Here is a 13,914-nt window from a genome sequence, read left to right as displayed (position 1 = left end):
GAATTCGAGAAAGTGACTGAATACGACCGGCCCGCCTGCGCCTTCAACGTCGTGCGGCCCGATCCCTGTCAGTCATGGCTGGTCAACGGCGAGCCGTTCCCCCAGGCCGCCCCGTACGTCATCGTCGGCGGCGCACCACCCCGCGTAGCGCCCTTCGAGCTCGGCCCCGACCGTAAAACCGTCGTCTACCTGAGCAGATATGACCACCGCATGACGTACCAGAGGCAGGACGAGACCCACCCCCTCACCGACCCCCTCGCCGGCTCCGCCGTACCGGAGGTCACCTTCGCCCGGCAGAACCGCTATGTCGCCCTGGCCAAGAACGGCGCCCAGATCTTCGATACCAAGACCTGGAAGACGCTGTCGATCCCCGAGGCCCGGCAGGTCCACGACCTCAACGAGAGCGGCATCGTCGCCACTACCCCGTCGAAGGTGCTCGTCCTCGACCACCGGGGCCGCGAGCGCCTGAGCCTCCCCGTCCGCACGTACGCGGAGAACGTCATCCCCGACACGTACGTCCTCTCCCCCGACGGCCGCCGCCTGGTGATCCTCCGGAACGCGACCCAGGTCGAGACCTTCGACGTGGGCCCCGGCAGGCGCGTGTCCAGGGCCGCCATCCGCGGCGACACGATCGTCGAGGCCGTCCTCGGCTGGACCGAGCAGGGACGTCTCCGGGTCCGCGACGGCTGGGACGTCGTCTACACCCTCGACCCGATGACCGGTGACCTACGCCGGCACTGAGCGCTCGGTGACCTCTATGTAGTCGCGGAGCACCCGGCGGGTCCGGGTGAGCGTGTCGATCCGCTCGTCCAGCCCGTTCAGCCGGGCCCGCAGCGTCTCCAGCAGCTCCGGGCAGGGTTCGAGCTCGGGGGCCGTGCCGGTGGCGCAGGGCAGCAGGTAGGCGATCTCCTGCGTCGTCAGCCCCGCTTCGAGCAGCCGCCGGATCTGGGTCACGGTCAGGACGGCGTCCTCACCGTACTCGCGATACCCGTTGGCGCCCCGCTCCGCCCGCAGCAGCCCTTGGGCCTCGTAATAGCGCAGCTGATGCGCGCGGACCCCGGTCCGCCGCGCCAGTTCCCCGATCAGCAACGCCCCTCCAGCTTGACCTTCATACCGGTATGAACCTTGACGATTCTCCCATCCAACCCTGGGAGAGCATGATGAACCACGACGTAACAGTCCTCGGTCTCGGCCTCATGGGCCGGGCACTGGCCGGGGCGTTCCTCCGCGACGGGCACCCGACGACCGTCTGGAACCGTACGGCGGAGAAGGCCGGCGACCTCGTCGGCCAGGGCGCGCGGCTCGCCGCGTCGCCCGGCGAGGCGGTCGCGGCCGCTCCGCTCACGGTGATCTGCGTCTCGGACCACGACGCGGTGCTCGGGCTCCTCGACCGGCTGGGCGACGACCTCGGCGGCCGGGTCCTGGTCAACCTCACCTCGGGCACCCCGGCGGCGGCCCGCGAGACCGCCGCGCGGGTGACGCGCCGGGGCGGCGCCTACCTCGACGGCGCGATCATGGCCGTTCCCCAGGCCATCGGCACGCCGGACGCGGCCGTCCTCTACAGCGGCTCACGTGAGGCTTTCGACCGGTACGAGCCGGTCCTGAAGAGCCTACGCGCAGCAGATCGACGACGGCGCGTACCCGGCCACCGACGCCACCATCGACACCCACCTGGCCGCGACGCGGCCCCTCATCGAGGAGAGCGAGGCGCTCGGGGTCGCCGCCGAACTGCCGAGGTTCGTCAAGGACCTGATGGACCGCGCGGTCGCCGACGGGCACGGCGGCAGCGGTTACGCGGCGATGATCGAGCAGTTCCGCAGGGGTTAACAGATAGCTTGGGTCCTTCGCTAACTTGATTAATTCGTGTTTAGCGCGATAGGTTTACCCGCATGAGCGCGCCCAAGACCACCGCCGAGGAGCTGCGCGGAGTCGGACTGCGGGTCACGGCCGCCCGTGTGGCTCTCCTCGAAACCGTCCGCGACGGCGATCATCTCGATGTCGAGAGCATCGCCGCCGGGGTGCGCGATCGTGTCGGCCATATCTCCCTCCAGGCCGTGTACGAGGCCCTCCACGCGCTCACGGCGGCGGGTCTCGTACGGCGCATCGAACCGGCCGGAAGCGCGGCCCGGTTCGAAGGGCGCGTGGGGGACAACCACCACCACATCGTCTGCCGATCGTGCGGAGCCGTCGCCGACGTCGACTGCACGACCGGGCACGCGCCCTGCCTGAATGCGTCCGACGACCACGGCTTCGCGATAGACGAGGCCGAGGTCATCTTCTGGGGTCTCTGCCCCACCTGTTCCAACGCCTGATCAGAAGGACTCACATGACCGAGAACCATGATGCGATCGTCACCGACTCCAAAACGGAGGGCGGAGGCGGCTGCCCGGTAACCGGGCGGGCCCCCCACCCCACCCAGGGCGGCGACAACCGGCAGTGGTGGCCGGACCGGCTCAACCTGAAGATCCTTGCCAAGAACCCCGACGTGGCCAACCCCATGGGCAAGGACTTCGACTACGCCGAGGAGTTCAAGAGCCTCGACCTCGCCGCCGTCAAGCGTGACATCGCCGAGCTGCTGACCACCTCCCAGGACTGGTGGCCGGCCGACTTCGGCCACTACGGCCCGTTGATGGTCCGCATGGCGTGGCACGCCGCCGGCACCTACCGCATCCACGACGGCCGCGGCGGCGCCGGCGCCGGCCAGCAGCGCTTCGCGCCGCTCAACAGCTGGCCCGACAACGTCAACCTCGACAAGGCGCGCCGCCTGCTCTGGCCGGTCAAGAAGAAGTACGGCCGGAAGATCTCCTGGGCCGACCTGATGATCCTCGCGGGCAACGTCGCCCTGGAGTCGATGGGCTTCAAGACCTTCGGCTTCGCCGGCGGCCGTGAGGACGTCTGGGAGCCGGACGACGACGTCTACTGGGGTCCCGAGCAGAACTGGCTCGACGACGAGCGCCACACCGGCGACCGTGAGCTGGAGGACCCGCTCGCCGCGGTCCAGATGGGCCTCATCTACGTCAACCCGGAGGGCCCCAACGGCAACCCGGACCCGCTCGCCGCGGCCCGCGACATCCGCGAGACGTTCCGCCGGATGGCGATGAACGACGAGGAGACCGTCGCCCTGATCGCCGGCGGCCACTCCTTCGGCAAGACCCACGGCGCCGGCCCGGCCCACCACGTCGGCCCCGACCCCGAGGCCGCCCCCATGGAGCAGATGGGCCTCGGCTGGAAGAACACCTACGGCACCGGCAAGGGCGGCGACACGATCGGCAGCGGCCTGGAGGTCACCTGGACCTCGACGCCGACCCGGTGGACGTCGAACTTCCTGTGGAACCTGTTCGGCTACGAGTGGGAGCTGACCAAGAGCCCGGCCGGCGCGCACCAGTGGCGGCCGAAGCACGGCGCGGGCGAGGGCTCCATCCCGGACGCCCACGACCCGGACAAGCGTCACGCGCCGAGCATGCTGACGACCGACATCGCGCTCCGCGAGGACCCGATCTACGGCCCGATCGCCCGGCGCTTCTTCGAGAACCCGGACGAGTTCGCCGACGCGTTCGCCCGCGCCTGGTTCAAGCTGACCCACCGCGACCTGGGTCCGGTCTCGCGCTACCTCGGCCCCGAGGTGCCGGACGAGGTGCTGCTCTGGCAGGACCCGCTGCCTGAGGCCACCTACGAGCAGATCGACGACGGCGACGTCGCCGTGCTCAAGGAGAAGATCCTCGCCTCGGGCCTGACGGTCTCCGACCTGGTGTTCACCGCCTGGGCGTCCGCCTCCTCCTTCCGCGGCAGCGACAAGCGCGGCGGCGCCAACGGCGCCCGGATCCGCCTGCAGCCGCAGATCGGCTGGGAGGCCAACGACCCCGACCGCCTCGCCAAGGTGCTGGGCGCGCTGGAGGGCATCCAGAAGGAGTTCAACGGCTCCCAGACCGGCGGCAAGCAGGTCTCGCTCGCCGACGTGATCGTGCTCGCCGGCTGCGCCGCCGTCGAGAAGGCCGCCAAGGACGCCGGCTTCGACGTCCAGGTGCCCTTCACGCCGGGCCGGGTGGACACCACCCAGGAGCTGACCGACGTCGAGTCGTTCTCGGTGCTGGAGCCGAAGGCCGACGGGTTCCGCAACTACTACGGCAAGGGCAACCGCCTGCCGGCCGAGTACCTGCTGCTCGACAAGGCCAACCTGCTCAACCTGAGCGCCCCCGAGATGACCGTCCTCGTCGGCGGCCTGCGCGTCCTGGGCGCCAACAGCGGCCAGTCCCAGTACGGCGTGTTCACCGACACCCCGGGCAAGCTGACGAACGACTTCTTCGTCAACCTGCTCGACATGGGCACCACGTGGGCGCCGACGTCCGACGACTCGAGCACCTTCGAGGGCCGCGACTACGACACCGGCGAGGTCAAGTGGACCGCCACCCGCGCGGACCTCGTCTTCGGCTCGAACTCCGAGCTGCGGGCGCTCGCCGAGGTGTACGCGTGTGACGACGCCAAGGAGAAGTTCGTGAAGGACTTCGTCTCGGCGTGGGACAAGGTCATGAACCTCGACCGGTTCGACCTTTCCTGATCACCTTCCGGGCCGGCCTCCCTCTGGGGGCCGGCCCTTTTTCATGGCAGTTCGCTCCGTACGAGGGCCCTGGAGAACGGCTCCCCGGTCCTGCGCGCGTAAGCCATCCTGGCCCGCACCTCCGCGAGCGTGCGCGGCCGGTAGCCGGGCCCGCCGCAGCAGCCCTTGGGGAAGCGGACGCCCGCGTGCAGCAGCAGGGTGAGCACCCGCCAGGCCGCCTTGTCCCGCCGGGGCGGGGCCGCGAACGCGGAGCCCACGTGGATCAGCGGCCGCGCGCAGCGCGGGCAGGGCCGCTCGCGCTCGCCGTAGACCTGCTTGTACGAGGCGCGGCACGGCAGGCAGACGAAGGAGGTGCGGGACATACGGGCAGCGTAGGCCCGATCATCAGCCGAGATCGACGGATTTTTCGAAGAAAATCCGGATATCGGCGGCGAGCGGGCCGGGGGCTGCCATGGCCACCAGGTGACTGGGGTGCTCGTGGTTCTCCCAGTGGACGATCGTGTTCTTCCGCTCGGCGATCTTCCGGAAGGCCTCCGGGCCGCCGTGGGAGACGCCCGTCGGCACCGCCTCCTGGTCGATCGGCAGGCCCGCCGCACCCTCGTAGTAGGTCCACGACGACGACCCGCCGGTGCCCGTCAGCCAGTAGAGGCTCGCGTTGGCGAGGATCAGGTCGCGGTCGACAGGTTCCCGCGGCGCCTCCCCCTCGGGCCAGCCGTCGAACTCCTTGAACCGCTCCACCAGGTAGGCGAGCTGCGCCACCGGCGAATCCGCCCAGCCATAGGCGAGCGTCTGCGGCCGGGCGGCCAGATACGGCGCGTACCCGCTTCCCCCCCGCCCCGCCCAGCATCTCGGCCACCCACGCCACCTCCGCGTGCTCCTCCTCCGACAGCCCCTCCAGGTCGTCCGGGCCGCCCGGCAGTCCGATGCCGCCGGTGATGTGCACCCCCACCACCTTCTCCGGCGCCACCACGGCGAGCTGCGGCGACACCAGCGCACCCGCGTCGTTGCCGTGCGCGCCGTAGCGCTCATAGCCCAGCCTGCTCATCAGCTCCGCCCACGTACGGGCCACCCGCTCGATGCTCCACGGCCGCTCGTCCGCCGGTTCGGGGAACGGCGAGAACCCGAACCCCGGCAGCGACGGCGCGACCACATGGAAGCTCTCGGACAGCGGCCCGAGCAGCTCGGTGAACTCCACGACCGAGCCCGGCCAGCTGTGCGTGATGATCAGCGGCAGCGCCCCGGGATCGGCCGACCGCACATGGAAGAAATGCACGCTCTGCCCGTCGATCACGGTGGTGAACTGCGGGAACGCGTTGAGCTTCGCCTCCTGGGCCCGCCAGTCGAACCCGTCCGCCCAGTACTTCACCAGCTCTTTCAGATACGAGACCGGCACACCCCGGCTCCACTCGGCGCCCGGCAGCCGGCTCGGCCAGCGGGTACGGGCCAGCCGGTCACGCAGCTCGTCCAGATCGGCCTGCGGAATGTGGATGCGATACGGCTGGACGTCAGTCACGTGGGTCATGCGGCCAAGCTAGGAGCCATCGCGGAACGTCAGCTTCCTCGTCGCAACGTCAGCGACTGGAAGCGTTGCTTGCCTGTCCCGACGACGTGGAAGTCCACGATCTCGAAGGACGCTCGCGCGTGAGCAGCGCATTTCCACCCCTACATGATCGCCCGGCGAGAGACCGTCGAAAACAGTGTGCGGTCCGGCGGTGCGGTGGTGTCTGATCGGGTGCATGACGATCGTGCTGGGCGCCCCGGGCGTCGACGGGCTGGGCGGGGTCGCGGGCGTGCTGCGGGAGTGGCAGTACGAGGGAGCGCCGGTGCAGCTGCACCCGGGGGACCTCGGCTGGTTCTGGCGGTTCGGCGCGGAGGCGACGGCCGCGGCGGTCCGGACGTGGAGCCGGGCCGGGCGCATCCTCGCCGTCGGTCTGCTGGACGGCCCCGGTCTGGTGCGACTGGCGATCGCACCCGACGCCCGGCAGGACGAGGAACTGGCGCGGCGCCTGGCCGACGACATGACCGGTCGTGCCGTACTGCCCGAAGGAAAGGCACAGGCCGACGCCTCGATGAGCCCCCTCGTACAAGACCTGCTGTCCGAACGCGGCTGGACCGCCGACGAGCCGTGGACCCCGCTCCGCCGCGACCTCACCGAGCCGGTTGAAACCCCGGACGTACGGACCGAGGTCATCGGCCCGGAGCGAGCCCACGTACGCACCGCCGTCCAGCGGGCGTCGTTCGACGGATCCACGTTCACGGACTCCCGCTGGCACGCCATGGCCTCCGGACCCCTCTACACCGCCGCCCGCTGCCTCGTCTCGTACGACGACCAGGGGAACGCGGTCGCGGCGGCGACAGTATGGTCGGCGCGCCCCGGCAGACCCGGCCTGCTCGAACCGATGGGCGTCCACCGGGACCACCGCGGCCACGGCCACGGCACGGCGATCACCCTCGCCGCCGCGGCCGCACTCCAGGAGCTAGGCTCGTCCAGCGCCCTCGTCTGCACCCCGACCTCGAACACCGGCGCCATCGCCACCTACGAATCAGCCGGCTTCCACCGCCTCACCCAGATCCGAGACCACTCCCGCGCCCAAGGCCCCCCATGACCGAGAAACAGGACCCTGCGTTCCCCTCGACAGCCGCCGAGTTCTTGACCCTCTTCGCCCTCCTCGTGCTGGCCTGGACGACCGGGTCATGGGTGTACGAGTTAAGCGACTGGACCGATCACGGGGGGTTCTTCGACGCCTCCATCGGCCAGATCGTGGGGAGCTTCGCGGGGCAAGGAGTCCAGTTCTTCGTCCTCTTCGGTCTCCCGGTGCTTGTCTGGCGCGGAGGCGGCGCGCTCCCTCGCGGCCAGCACCTCCGTCTGAGCCTGGGGCTGTTGGTATTCGGCCTCGCATGTACGGCATTCGCCCTGGCCAGAGAGAGCGATGGTCCCGTCACATCCTGGTCTGAATGGCTCCTGATCGCCCTGATCGTGCAACCGACCATGTCCGGTCTCCTTGGACTGGGACACTGGGCGCTCCGCACCCGGCGCGAACGCAAATCCCAACGCTGATCACCACTTGTCCCAGCCGGAGTACGCGTACCGCCCCACCACCGAGCGTCGCCTCCGACCAGCAGACGGGATAAAGCCCCACCTGCCGGCACTCGCGCGAGAAGGCACCGCTCCGAGCCACGAACGACAGCCCGCACCGTCCACAGGAGACCAAGCCCACCACCGACGAGGACCACCCAGATGACGAACTCGACGTACACATAGGGAGCACTGGCCCACCACAGAGCGACCAGCGCCGCGAGCGCAAACGCCGTCAGCAAGGGCCATCCGGGAGGCTTGTCGAGCACGGCGCAACCCTAATCACCTCGGGTGAGTCGCGTCGATGGCGCCTGCCCGATCGCACTGGGTGGCTCCCCTCTTCCCGACGGGGTGTTGGTATCTTTCCAACGGTGCGTCGGCAAGTTGAGGCGCTCCGCCTACCCCTGTGATCCGTCCCCGTGAAGGAGTGCCATGTTCCTGGCCTGGCGCGAGCTGATCTTCGCCCGCGCACGTTTCGGCCTGATGGGCGGAGTCGTCGCCCTCATCGCAATCCTCGTCGTGCTGCTGTCCGGTCTCTCCTCCGGGCTCGTCAACGACGGGGTGTCCGGGCTCCAGCGGTTGCCCGTCAACGCGTTCGCCTTCGCCGAGGGCACCAGAACCGACTCCGCCTTCTCCCGCAGCATCGTCAACGTGAACCAGGCCGAGGCATGGAAGGGCCGCGACGACGTCGCCGACGCCACGCCGTTCGGCAACGTGCTGGTCCACGCCAAGGCCACGACCGCCGCGGGCGCCGAGATGCCGATCGACCTGGCCCTGTTCGGCGTGGACCCCGGCTCGTTCCTCGCACCCGCCGTCTCCGACGGCACCGGGCTCGGAGACCCCGACGGCATCGTCGTCAGCCAGACCATCCTGGACGAGGGCCTGGCGATCGGCGACACCGTCGTCATCGACCGCCTGGAAACCCGCCTCAAGATCGTCGGCACCACCGGCGACCAGCGCACCTTCGGGCACGTCGACGTGGCATACCTGCCGTTGCGTTCCTGGCAGCAAGTGCACGCCGGCGCCGGGCCGGACGACGAGGTACGTGAGGGAGCGTACGAGGAAGCCACGGCCATCGCCCTGCGCGCCCGGGACGGAAACCGGATCGACCTGTCCGGCGGCGACGCCGTGGTGGGCACCACCAGCATGACGCTCGAAGAGTCCTTCGGCGCCTCCCCCGGCTACACCGCCGAGACCGCCACGCTCACGCTCATCCAGGTCTTCCTCTACGCGATCTCCGCGCTCGTCGTCGGCACGTTCTTCACCGTGTGGACGATCCAGCGCAAGCACGAACTCGCCGTCGTACGGGCCATGGGAGCCTCGACCGGCTACCTCATGCGGGACACGATGACCCAGGCGGCCGTCATCCTGACCGTGTCCACCGCCCTGGGCTTCCTCATGGGAGTGGGCGGCGGCGCGCTGCTCACCACAACGCCCATGCCGTTCGCGCTGGAGACGGCACCGCTCGTCTTCGCCGCCCTGCTCCTCATCGGCCTCGGTCTCGCCGGAGCCGCGGCGGCCGTGGGCCGCATCGTCCGCGTCGACCCGCTCGAAGCCCTGGGAGGGCAGAGATGACCAGCAGTTCCACGTCCCAGCGCCCGGACTCCCGCCGCGCCGGCTCCCGGCAACGCGGCGGCCTGCTGATCGAGGGCGTCACCCTGTCACTCGGCGACGGCGACGCCATGGTCACCGCGCTCGACGACGTCCACCTCGACGTGGCGCCCGGCGAGTTCGTCGCCATCGTCGGGCCGTCCGGCTCCGGCAAGTCGAGCCTGCTCGCCGTCGCCGGCGCGCTCACCACACCCGACACCGGCCGGGTCCTGCTGGACAGCGTCGACATCTCCAAGGCGAGTGCCCGCGAGAAGGCACGCCACCGCCGCGAACGCATCGGGTTCGTCTTCCAATCCGGCAACCTCATCCCGGCCCTCACCGCGCTCGACCAGCTCCGCTTCGCACTCGAGGTGGCGGGCAAACGCGCGAGCGCCGGTCACGACCCGCGAGAACTCCTCGACCGGGTCGGGATGGGGCACCGCGCCGGGCACCGCCCCCACCAGTTGTCCGGCGGCGAGCGGCAGCGGGTGGGCATCGCCCGCGCGCTCGTCACCCGCCCAGCCGTGCTGCTGGTGGACGAGCCGACCGCGGCGCTCGACCGCGCCCGCAGCGACGACATCGTGACGTTGCTCGCGCACGAGACGCACGAATTCGGCGTCGCCACGATCATGGTCACCCACGACCACGACGTACTCGGCCACTGCGACCGAGTCCTGTCGATGGTGGATGGGAAACTGTCGGAGTAGACCGACCACGGTGGAGGAGGGCAGGTGCCACGCATCCAGGCGCCGACCGTCGCCGAACATCGGGCCGCCCAGCACCGGGCACTGCTCGACGCGGCGAGACAGATCCTCTCGGAGACCGGCCGGCCACCCACGCTGACCCAGGTCGCCGCGCGCGCCGGGCTGGCCCGGCCCAGCCTCTACCAGTACTTCCGGTCACCAGGAGACCTGCTCAACGCGGTGGTGGAGGACGTCTTCCCCCGCTGGTCGGCCCGGGTCGCCGCAGCGATGGACGCTGCCGCGACCCCCGCCGACCGCGTACTCGCCTACGTGCTGACCAACTTCGAACTCATCACCGAGGGCGAGCACGCGCTGGCCAGCCTCCTCGCGGAGGTCGCGCCGGGCGACACCGTCGCCGAGCAGAGCCGTGCCATGCACCAGCAGCTCCTGGAGCCGCTCGTGGAGGCACTGCACCACCTCGGCGTCCGGGCAGTGCCCGAGACAGCGGAGATGATCAACGCGATCGTGTTCGCCGGGTCCCGGCTGATCGAGTCCGGCACCGACCTGCAGACCACCTGGGAGTCCGCGCGGACCCTGCTGGAGCCGTTCGTGCGCACCTCAGGCGAGACGACGTCCTGAGCAGGCCCCTGGTAGTCCCCATCGGCCGTTCACCAGGGTGTCAGGCGCGCACCGCCGAGATCGTCCGCGCCACTGCGCCCTTCACGAGCCAGAATCGTGATCATCTCGCGCGCCTTCTGAAGTCATTGCCCGGGAGACTTCGATCCGAAGGCCGAATAGAACCAGGGCCGCGACCACTGGGCCTCTGCTTAGCGACTCTTGACGGCCTCTGCGATCTGCGCGGCGGCCTCAGCAGGAGTGAGATGCGTGGTGTCGACCACCTCCGCCTCAGCGTGGAGCCACAAGCGGGCCGCCTCGGCGTACGGCTCAAGGTACTTGAGACGGAAGGGGGAGGGACCAAGAAGAGTGTCCCCCTCGATACGGCGGCGGATGGTGTCTTGGTCAGCGTGAAGGACGAAGTGCCGTACCGGAATGTCATGGCGGGCAAGACCCGAGCTGATCTCGCGCCAGTACTCCTCGACCAGCACAGTCATGGGCATCACCAAAATCCCGCCGGCGTAGTCGAGCACGCGGCGGGCAGTCTCTACGACGAGCGGCCGCCACGGTGGCCAGTGCTGAAAGTTATCTGTCGCGGGTAACCCAGGCGTGATGTCCATAAGCGTCTCCCCGACCTTCTCGGCGTCGAAAACCCGCGAATCCGGGATCAGCTCCTGTACGAGGGCACTGGTCGTCGTCTTGCCCACGCCGTGGGTACCGTTGAGCCATATGATCATGACGATCGATGCTAGTACTGCGTGGGCCGCGAGCGGACAGGGTGCCACAGATAGCATGGCCACCCGCGTTTCTGAGCACAGCACTAAAAGCTGGCGAGGTACCGAGCTGACAGCGCGCCATCTATCCAGTGTCAGCCGCTTGGGATCGAAAGTCCCCCTAGGAGCGACGAGCAGGGCCGACGTCAACAGCTGAGTTAGGTCTCCCCAGAGAGACCCAACCCTGCCTCGTCATCACCTATCCCACATCTGCGGCGCTTCGTATCTTCCAGTCAACTGATCCATATCTGCTCCTGGCGAGGGGAGCTGCATAGAAGTGTTCATGGAGCGCTGGATCGAGAAACGGTTCGAGGCATGGTTCGAAGCCCGATTCGACCGGTGGATCGATGCGCGACTTGGCGGGGAGTTCGACAAACGGCTGAAAGCCTGGACTGATGACCACTTGCCGGACAGGTTCGAGACTCTGTTCGCCGAAGGCTTCGACCAACACATGCACGCCTGGGCCGACAGTCAACTCCCGGAGAGGTTCCAGCCCTTGTTCACCGCTGGGTTCGATTCTCGGATCACAGCCTGGAAAGACTCCGAGCTAAAAAGAGAGTTCGACGCTTGGGTCGCGCACTGGTTCGACAATCTCTTCACGGTGTGGGCCAACACATGGGCTGATGGGGACGATTTCCGGGAGCGATTTGTTCAGAATTTCGTGGCCCAGTTGCAGGATCGACTCGACAGCGAGGTCAAAGCACGGGTCGCCAACGAGATCTACACGTTGATCGACAGGCGCATCGAGCAATGGCTGCTGGCCGTCCGGCGGGAATTACTGGAGGCGGCACCGCAGTCCGTCGACCCTGCGCTTGCCCGCCCCGTCGACGACAGCGCGCAGCAGCCTGCATTGCCCGGCAGCAGCACACCGTCCGATGGAGCCGTAGCAACGGCTGCCGAGCTTGCCGCCTACCTGGCCAAGGGTCCTCTTAAGGATCAACAAATTCGCAATATCCTCAAGGGTAAAGAGATCCCCGGCCGAAGTCCGAAAACCTATCCACTGGCCGAAGCCGCCTCCGCGCTGCTTCTACGCAAGGGCCGGCAGACCAAAGCCTCCAAGACCGACACCCCCAAGAAGCGCCGATCCACTGCCCGCACCTGCGACTCGTGATCGGATGCGATTTCCTTCACGGTTCCTGGACTTCGGTAGCGGGCTGCCGACACCTGGCCGACTCGCTCGCCGACGCAGGTTCCAGAGCGAAGGTGGACCGCGCTGAAGGGGGAGCGCATGCTGAGGACTCTGCTGGATATCGCGATGAACTGGACAGTCCGCGGGAAGGACCTGCGTCACGTCCGCTGCCGCCGGAGATGGATCTGCCGCAACCGCTGGCGAGTCCCCGGGCGAGGTGACGCAGATATCGTGCCCTTGCTGCTGGACCGATCAACCAGGACCGGCAGGCTTACTTCCATCCACGGCGACGCCCAGCTGCAGAGGATAGATTGGCCGTATGACTGCTCAGCCTCTGGAACCTGCCGCGCCCCGTGACCCTGGGGAGGACCCGGCCGCGATCTATGAGGCCCTTCCGCCATCGCATAGGGCCCAGTTCCGAGCAGAGTACGACGAGGCCTTGGAAGCCGCACACGATCTGGCCCGCTTCAAGCAGATACAGACGCTGCTGCGCCGGTGGCGCCTGCGTGCGATCGCCTACGCCCGCCCTGGTTACGAGGAGGCCGTCGACGACGCTCTTCAGGGGCGTACCGAGATGTTCACCCGCTACACCCCGCCGGAGTGGGAAGGCCGGCTGTGAGCTACAAGTTCGATGGTTTCCACGGGCGCGCCCTGTACGAGCTGAACGGTCTTCCCGAAGAGGTTCGCGACGGCCCGTTGCTGGAGCAACTCATCGAACTTCTTCACAACCCGTGGGACGCAGTCGTAGAGCGTCCCGGACAGTCCGTAGTGAGGCATGCCTTCTTCGGAGACAACAGCCAAGGGATGCTGACGTTCATCCTCAATGAGGAGACGCAGACCTTGCGAATCATCGACATCCTCTGGGCCGGCTGACTAGTCGACGAGCAGACCTCGATGGCCCCGGCACGATCAGATCCGCAGCCATCGACGCACGTTCACCGTCCCGTCCCATACACACTCACTCCACGCCTGCTGCCATATGGCCGCCCCGACCATCGACGACACCACAGTGATCGTCCTCACGGGGTCGCCATGTACAAGCCAAGCGCGCCTACGGTTCCCTAGCAGTGCGGGGGGAGTCGCAAGAGGAAGACGCCCACAGCCTCACAGCGACCGAAGCGGATGTGAACTCTGTTAGCAAGGGTGTTAGCAAAAGGCCCTCCCGGATCATCCGGAAGGGCCTTTTGAGCTGGAGCCGCCTTGGGGATTCGAACCCCAGACCCCTTCATTACGAGAGAAGGGCAGGCCTCATGTCGATGAGGCTCTGCCCTGCACTGGCGGTAAATGGGGGTCGGTGTCGTGTGATCGCGTAAGGCGGTGTTGCTGTACGGCGCTGCTGTACAGCAGCCCACACCAGGTCGCGTCCGAGATGCGGTGTAAAAGTGAACGAGCGTAGGGTGCCGTGCTGAACCGACCAAAGTTCGCACTACGCAAGGACCTACGCTCGTGGCACGCACACTACCGCCCGTTCAGGCCATCCGCGCCGAGATCGA

Annotated in this window: 16 protein-coding genes, 1 tRNA gene and 2 pseudogenes; 13 read left to right on the top strand and 6 right to left on the bottom strand. The window is 68.2% G+C overall.

All coding sequences use genetic code 11. The features are described from left to right. Window positions 1–12: 12 nt before the first annotated feature. Complete coding sequence (locus AB0J42_RS26425; protein ID WP_364298896.1) at window positions 13–741, top strand: hypothetical protein; 729 nt, start codon at window positions 13–15, stop codon at window positions 739–741. On the opposite strand, the gene AB0J42_RS26420 is transcribed toward AB0J42_RS26425, so the two are convergent. Further along, entirely contained in the window at window positions 727–1,089 is a 363-nt protein-coding gene (locus tag AB0J42_RS26420; RefSeq protein ID WP_364298894.1) for a MerR family transcriptional regulator, read from the bottom strand. The genes AB0J42_RS26425 and AB0J42_RS26420 overlap by 15 nt on opposite strands. A gap of 29 nt (window positions 1,090–1,118) precedes the next feature. Between AB0J42_RS26420 and AB0J42_RS26415 the strand changes: the two are divergent. From AB0J42_RS26415 to katG, 4 genes and pseudogenes are all read left to right on the top strand, one after another. Further along, window positions 1,119–1,553 (top strand): annotated as a pseudogene (locus AB0J42_RS26415) (NAD(P)-binding domain-containing protein); the annotation flags it as partial. Between the two features lie 70 nt (window positions 1,554–1,623). Beyond that, the gene (locus tag AB0J42_RS26410) at window positions 1,624–1,827 is read left to right on the top strand and encodes a hypothetical protein (protein ID WP_364299033.1); all 204 of its coding nucleotides are present in this window, start codon (window positions 1,624–1,626) and stop codon (window positions 1,825–1,827) included. 62 nt (window positions 1,828–1,889) lie between these two features. Continuing rightward, window positions 1,890–2,312 carry a Fur family transcriptional regulator gene (locus AB0J42_RS26405; RefSeq protein ID WP_364298892.1) on the top strand — a complete coding sequence of 141 codons (423 nt, stop codon included), beginning with the start codon at window positions 1,890–1,892 and terminating at the stop codon, window positions 2,310–2,312. A 14-nt stretch (window positions 2,313–2,326) separates the two neighbouring features. Next, window positions 2,327–4,555: a catalase/peroxidase HPI gene (gene katG / locus AB0J42_RS26400; RefSeq protein WP_364298890.1), complete on the top strand. Its 2,229-nt coding sequence runs from the start codon at window positions 2,327–2,329 to the stop codon at window positions 4,553–4,555. Window positions 4,556–4,596: 41 nt separating this feature from the next. Here the strand turns inward: katG and AB0J42_RS26395 are convergent, their stop codons facing one another. From AB0J42_RS26395 to AB0J42_RS26385, 3 genes and pseudogenes are all read right to left on the bottom strand, one after another. Beyond that, complete coding sequence (locus AB0J42_RS26395) at window positions 4,597–4,917, bottom strand: hypothetical protein (protein WP_364299039.1); 321 nt, start codon at window positions 4,915–4,917, stop codon at window positions 4,597–4,599. Window positions 4,918–4,939: 22 nt separating this feature from the next. After that, complete coding sequence (locus tag AB0J42_RS26390) at window positions 4,940–5,314, bottom strand: hypothetical protein (protein WP_364299037.1); 375 nt, start codon at window positions 5,312–5,314, stop codon at window positions 4,940–4,942. 205 nt (window positions 5,315–5,519) lie between these two features. Continuing rightward, window positions 5,520–6,077 (bottom strand): annotated as a pseudogene (locus AB0J42_RS26385) (epoxide hydrolase); the annotation flags it as partial. A gap of 214 nt (window positions 6,078–6,291) precedes the next feature. Here AB0J42_RS26385 and AB0J42_RS26380 point away from each other — a divergent pair. From AB0J42_RS26380 to AB0J42_RS26360, 5 genes are all read left to right on the top strand, one after another. Continuing rightward, on the top strand, window positions 6,292–7,161 hold the full coding sequence (locus tag AB0J42_RS26380) for a GNAT family N-acetyltransferase (RefSeq protein WP_364298888.1): 870 nt from the start codon (window positions 6,292–6,294) through the stop codon (window positions 7,159–7,161). Next, window positions 7,158–7,613, top strand: a complete 456-nt coding sequence (locus AB0J42_RS26375; protein WP_364298886.1) for a hypothetical protein — start codon at window positions 7,158–7,160, stop codon at window positions 7,611–7,613. Before AB0J42_RS26380 ends, AB0J42_RS26375 begins: the two co-directional genes overlap by 4 nt. A gap of 450 nt (window positions 7,614–8,063) precedes the next feature. Beyond that, window positions 8,064–9,206, top strand: coding sequence for an ABC transporter permease (locus AB0J42_RS26370; protein WP_364298884.1), 1,143 nt, complete (start codon window positions 8,064–8,066; stop codon window positions 9,204–9,206). Further along, a complete protein-coding gene (locus tag AB0J42_RS26365) occupies window positions 9,203–9,928 on the top strand; it encodes an ABC transporter ATP-binding protein (protein WP_364298882.1) in 726 nt (241 codons plus the stop codon). The genes AB0J42_RS26370 and AB0J42_RS26365 overlap by 4 nt, the downstream gene beginning before the upstream one ends. A gap of 24 nt (window positions 9,929–9,952) precedes the next feature. Then, window positions 9,953–10,543: a TetR/AcrR family transcriptional regulator gene (locus AB0J42_RS26360; RefSeq protein ID WP_364298880.1), complete on the top strand. Its 591-nt coding sequence runs from the start codon at window positions 9,953–9,955 to the stop codon at window positions 10,541–10,543. A gap of 188 nt (window positions 10,544–10,731) precedes the next feature. On the opposite strand, the gene AB0J42_RS26355 is transcribed toward AB0J42_RS26360, so the two are convergent. After that, on the bottom strand, window positions 10,732–11,256 hold the full coding sequence (locus AB0J42_RS26355) for an AAA family ATPase (RefSeq protein WP_364298878.1): 525 nt from the start codon (window positions 11,254–11,256) through the stop codon (window positions 10,732–10,734). Window positions 11,257–11,575: 319 nt separating this feature from the next. Between AB0J42_RS26355 and AB0J42_RS26350 the strand changes: the two genes are divergently transcribed. From AB0J42_RS26350 to AB0J42_RS26340, 3 genes are all read left to right on the top strand, one after another. Further along, window positions 11,576–12,403, top strand: a complete 828-nt coding sequence (locus tag AB0J42_RS26350) for a hypothetical protein (RefSeq protein ID WP_364298876.1) — start codon at window positions 11,576–11,578, stop codon at window positions 12,401–12,403. A 337-nt stretch (window positions 12,404–12,740) separates the two neighbouring features. Next, window positions 12,741–13,040, top strand: a complete 300-nt coding sequence (locus AB0J42_RS26345; protein ID WP_364298874.1) for a DUF6247 family protein — start codon at window positions 12,741–12,743, stop codon at window positions 13,038–13,040. Beyond that, entirely contained in the window at window positions 13,037–13,294 is a 258-nt protein-coding gene (locus AB0J42_RS26340; protein WP_364298872.1) for a hypothetical protein, read from the top strand. Before AB0J42_RS26345 ends, AB0J42_RS26340 begins: the two co-directional genes overlap by 4 nt. A gap of 317 nt (window positions 13,295–13,611) precedes the next feature. Here the strand turns inward: AB0J42_RS26340 and AB0J42_RS26335 are convergent. Then, a tRNA-Thr gene (locus tag AB0J42_RS26335) sits at window positions 13,612–13,700 on the bottom strand. Between the last annotated feature and the right edge of the window lie 214 nt (window positions 13,701–13,914).

It is taken from the genome of Nonomuraea sp. NPDC049649, assembly GCF_040675175.1.
In the GTDB taxonomy this organism is placed as follows: Bacteria; Actinomycetota; Actinomycetes; order Streptosporangiales; family Streptosporangiaceae; genus Nonomuraea.
The sequence above is the reverse complement of the archived record's forward strand: the minus strand, read 5'-3'. Positions and strand labels throughout refer to the sequence as shown.